Genomic DNA, 5164 nt, shown 5'->3' on the forward strand with positions numbered 1-5164 from the left:
CTGCGGACGTCCCGACGGCTGTGAGGTGTTCCGGGCGACGGGCCGGGCCTACCCCGGCGGCGGCCGGCAGCGATCCGGAACGGGGCGCCGAATGGGAAGGACCTGGTGTGAGTCTCCTATTGTTCCGTCGCCCGCCGCGCAGGCCGGGCCCGGAGGTGCCCTCCGGGCAGCTTGAGCTGCAGGAACCGCCCGTGCTGCCCGAGCGACAGAACGGGATGTCGGCCCTGCTCAGCTATATGCCGATGGCGATCATGTCCCTCAGCATGGTGCTGCTGTACGCGCGGCCGGGCGCCACCGGCGGCAGCGGCGTGTACACCTATGTCATCGGCGGTGTCATGGTGGCCTCCACGGCGGTGATGCTCGTCGCACAGATCATGCGCTCGGCCGGTGAACGCAAACAACGTGTGGGCGGCGACCGCCGGGACTATCTGCGTTACCTGACCCAGATGCGGCGCCGCGTGCGTGAAGTCGTCGCCCGCCAACGGGACGTGCACGCCTGGCGCAATCCCGAACCGGCCGCCCTGTGGTCCGTCGTGCGTACCACGCGCTTGTGGGAACGGCGCTCCGGGCACGGCGACTTCGCCGAGGTCCGGCTCGCCGTCGGCGAGCAACGGCTCGGCGTACGGCTGGCGCCCCTGCAGACCAAACCCGTCGAGGACCTGGAACCGCTGGCCGCCCATGCGCTGCGCCGCTTCATCCGCGCCTACACCTCGGTCGCGGACCAGCCCATCGCCGTACATCTGCGGGCGTACGAGCGGGTGCAGTTGCGCGGGGACACCGCCGCCGCACGCGCCATGGTGCGGGCCGTGCTCGGGCAACTCGCCGTTTTCCACGCACCCGACGAACTGAACATCGCCGTCTGCGCGGGCGCGGACGAGACCGCGTACTGGGAGTGGGTCAAATGGCTGCCGCACGCGCAGCACACCACCACGAGCGACGGCGCGGGCCAGCGTCGGCTGATCACCCGGTCCACCGCCGACCTCGAGGAGGTCCTCGGCGAGGGCTTCACCGGCCGACTGCGCTTCGACCCCCAGTCGGCGCCCTCGACCGAGGAACCCTTCACGGTCATCGTGCTGGACGCCGCCGAAGTGTCCGCCAACTCACGCCTCGCGAGCGGCGGTTACCGCAACGCGGTGGTCGTCGACATCAGCGGTTCGCTGCCCGTCGAGGCCGGCCCGCACATACTCGGCCTCGAGGTCGACCCCGAGCGGCTTCAGATGGTCGGCCAGGATCGCACCGGGCGGGAGAGCCTCACCCCGCTGGGCCGCCCCGACGCGCTCAGCCTGGCCCGGGCCCGGGCCCTGGCGCGGCTGATGGCGCCGTACCGCATGCACATGGGCACGGAGATCGCCGAGCCGCTCACCACGGACTTCGATCTGACCGCCCTGCTGAACGTCCCCGACCTGCACACCTACGACATCCCCCGGCTCTGGGCGAACCGCAACCCCGGCCAGAGCGACCACCTGAGGGTGCCCATCGGCATCGCCGAAGACGGCTCGCCGGTGGAACTGGACTTCAAGGAGTCGGCGCAGAGCGGCATGGGCCCGCACGGCATGCTGATCGGCGCCACCGGCTCCGGCAAGAGCGAGCTGCTGCGGACCTTGGTATCCGCCCTGACCCTGACCCATTCGTCCGAGGTGCTCAATCTCGTACTGGTCGACTTCAAAGGCGGCGCCACCTTCCTCGGCATGGAGAGGCTGCCCCACACCTCCGCCGTCATCACCAACCTCGCCGACGAGGCGGCGCTGGTCACCCGTATGCGCGACGCGGTGCACGGTGAGCTGATCCGACGCCAGGAACTGCTGCGTGCGGCCGGAAACTACAGCTCTCTCCTGGAGTACGAACGGGCCCGCCTGTCGGGCACCCCGCTGGAGCCACTGCCGTCGCTGCTGGTCGTGGTCGACGAGTTCAGTGAGCTGCTGGCCGCGCACCGCGACTTCATCGACCTGTTCGTCATGATCGGCCGCCTGGGCCGCAGCCTCGGCGTCCATCTGCTGCTGGCCTCGCAGCGCCTCGACGAGGGCCGGGTGCACCAACTGGAGTCGCATTTGTCGTACCGCATCGGTCTGCGCACCTTCTCCGCCATGGAGAGCCGCGGCGTCCTCGGCGTTCCGGACGCCCACCAGCTGCCGTCGGCGCCGGGAAACGGCTATCTCAAGAGCGACCAGGCCACCCTCACCCGCTTCAAGGCGGCCTACGTCTCAGGGCCGTACCGGCCCAAGCAGCAGACGGCGCAAACCGCCGGCGGGACCGGCGCCGTCGTGCGCTTCGACGCCGGCTACGTGCTGCCGACACAGCCAGCCACCACGCCCGCGGCGCCGCTCACCGAACCGGAGCCGGAGCCGGACGAGAACGCAGAGAGCCTGCTCCAGGTGGCCGTCGGGAGGCTCAGCGCCTGGCCTGGCGCCCGGTCGGCCCACCGCATCTGGCTACCGCCGCTGTCCACCCCGCCCACTCTGGACGGACTGCTCGCCGTCGACGGGGATCTGGTCGCCGCGCCCGCGGACAACTACCACGCCCCCCGCCCGGAGGGCGGCGGTCTGCGCCTGCCCGTCGGTATCGTCGACCGCCCCTTCGAACAGCGCCGTGAAGCGCTCGTCGCGGACCTGAGCGGCGCCGGCGGACACGTCGGCATAGCGGGTGGACCGCAGAGCGGCAAGAGCACCCTGCTGCGCACCCTGATCACCGGACTGGCCGTCACCCACACGCCGAAGGAAGTGCAGTTCTACTGCCTGGACTTCGGCGGCGGCAGCCTCGCCCAGCTCAAGGCGCTTCCGCACCTGGGTACCGTCACCGGCCGCATGGACGAGGAACGCATCAGCCGTACCATCGGCGAGATGGTCTCCCTGCTGGCTCGCCGGGAAAGAGAGTTCGCCGCCCACGGCATCGACTCGATGGCCACCTACCGCCGCCTCAAGGCCGCCGGGCAGTTCCCCGAGGACCTCCACGGAGACGTGTTCCTCGTCATCGACGGCTGGACGATCCTGCGCCAGGACTTCTTCGAGCTGGCGCAGACCGTCACCCAGCTGGCCGCCCGGGGCCTGGCCTACGGCCTCCACCTGATGGTGGCCTCGCCCCGATGGGCGGACTTCCAGTCGGCCCTGCGCGACCAGATCGCGAGCAAGTTCGAACTGCGTCTCGGCGACCCCGTCGACTCCATCCTGGGCATGCGCGCCGCCCAGGAGGTTCCGCGCATCGCGGGCCGGGGCATGACCGAGGACAAGCATCACTTCCTGACGGCCCTGCCCCGCATCGACGGCAACGCCTCGGCCGCCGACCTGGCCGAGGGCACCCAGGCGCTGATCACGACCGTGAACGAGGCCTGGGACGGTCCTACCGCCCCCGCTGTACGGATGCTCCCGGCGACCCTCACGGCCCGGGAACTCCCCCCTGCCGAGGGGATCAGGATCCCGCTGGGAGTCGAGGAGAACGAACTCGAGCCGTTCTGGCACGACTTCGACACCAACCCGCACCTGATCGTGATCGGCGACACGGAGAGCGGCAAGACCAACCTGCTGAGGCACCTCGCCCGGTCCATCGTCAGCCGGCACGGCAGCCGTGAGGCCCTGTTCGCCATGGTCGACCTGCGGCGCGAGCTCTACGACTCCGTGCCGGAGGAATACCAGCTCAGCTATTCGGTATCGCTGGACGCGGTGCGCGAGATGATCGCCGCGGCCGCCGACGCCATCAAGGCGCGGGTGCCGGGCCCCGAGATCACCCCGGACCGGCTGCGCGAGCGCGACTGGTGGAGCGGCCCGCAGGTCTTCCTCGTCATCGACGACTACGACCTGCTCGGCAGCGGTGGATACGGGCCGAGCCCCTTCGACCCGATCCTCGAGTACCTCAGCCACGGCGCGGAAATCGGGCTGCACCTGATCGTCGCCCGGGCGGCAGGCGGCGCGGGCCGCGCGATGAACGATCCGCTGCTGCGCCGTCTCATCGAGGCCAACACCCCGAGCGTGCTGCTGTCCTGCCCGCCGTCGGAGGGAGTCCTGTTCGGCGACGTGAAGCCCCGTGAGTTCCCGCCCGGACGCGGCTACTGGATCTCCCGGAGGCGAAAGACCCAGGTGCAGACGGCACTGCTGGACGAGTAGTCCAGTCCATCCCCTACGAGAGAAAGGTGATTTGCGTGGCGCGGGACAGCCAGTACGGTATGAACATCGAGGGGTTCCTTTACCATGGTCAGCCACTGAAAGACGTCCTGCCGGCGTTCCTCTTCGCGGAGCGCAAGCGGCTCGACGACCTGCTCGCCATGGAACGCCCCGAATGGTGGAACGACGAGATCGGCAGGACCTTCACGCGCGCCTTCCACGAATACGGAAACATCACCATCACCCAGCTGGACAAGCTCATCGGGGCGCTGCGTACCGTGGCCGACCTGACCGACGGAACGGTGCGGAGCAACCAGGAGACCGAGGAGCAAAACATCAAGGCGGCGCAGAACTTCGGCGGCAGGACCGGCGGAACCCATTGAACGAGGCGCGCACCTCGCGCTGGGCGGGGGCGCCTCCGGCGCCGGGGCACGGTGGGATCCCGGGCGCGTCTCTGCCCGGCCCGGGTTAGTGAGGGGGGGCCGGCGGGGCTTGTCCTCGGTGGGTCCGTACGTGGGCTGAAGGCGGACGTCTCGGCGTCCGTACGGACCCATCAGCGTCGACGGACCCAGAACTGCGCTCATCGTTCCGGTTGGCGGGCCAAGTACGGCATCGTCCGGGGCCCCGCAGCATCAGGGACACGGGTGGCCCCCGTACCCGCCTGGCGTTCGGGCCGGGAGCCGGCTCCCGATGAGCACGACGCGCGCAAACAGCGGATGCCCATCCTCGGCGCACCGGCCGGGGGACCGTTCCTCAACGGTCCCGTCTCAGGGCCCGAAGGGGACCGGCGGCGGCGCGTGATCCTCCTTCGGTCGTACGGTGACCTTGTCCTCACGTCGTCTCCGAATGCGTCGGCCTCGCTCGGGAACGGGGCGTTGATGCGGAAGGATCCTGTGTGAGTCTCGCCGTGCCTCATCCCTCACCGCATGCCGGGCGCGGCAGTCCGCCTCGGTTCGCTGCAGTCGCGGCAACCACTTCTGCTGCCCGAACGGGAGACCGATGGGTGCTGCGGGAACACGTGGACCGCAAAAACTTCCCGTGGCGTCTGTGACCGCGTTGGGGGGGTGTGACCG

General features: G+C 70.0%; 2 protein-coding genes. Both read left to right on the forward strand.

Going from position 1 to position 5164, the window contains the following annotated elements; genetic code table 11:
* Nucleotides 1–155: 155 nt before the first annotated feature.
* Nucleotides 156–4094, forward strand: coding sequence for a type VII secretion protein EccCa (gene eccCa / locus AQJ11_RS39025; RefSeq protein ID WP_341846317.1), 3939 nt, complete (start codon nt 156–158; stop codon nt 4092–4094).
* Between the two features lie 35 nt (nt 4095–4129).
* Complete coding sequence (locus tag AQJ11_RS39030; protein WP_059266524.1) at nt 4130–4474, forward strand: hypothetical protein; 345 nt, start codon at nt 4130–4132, stop codon at nt 4472–4474.
* Nucleotides 4475–5164: the final 690 nt, after the last annotated feature.

Origin of the sequence: Streptomyces corchorusii (genome assembly GCF_001514055.1) — a bacterium.
GTDB classification, from domain to species: Bacteria; Actinomycetota; Actinomycetes; order Streptomycetales; family Streptomycetaceae; genus Streptomyces; species Streptomyces olivaceoviridis.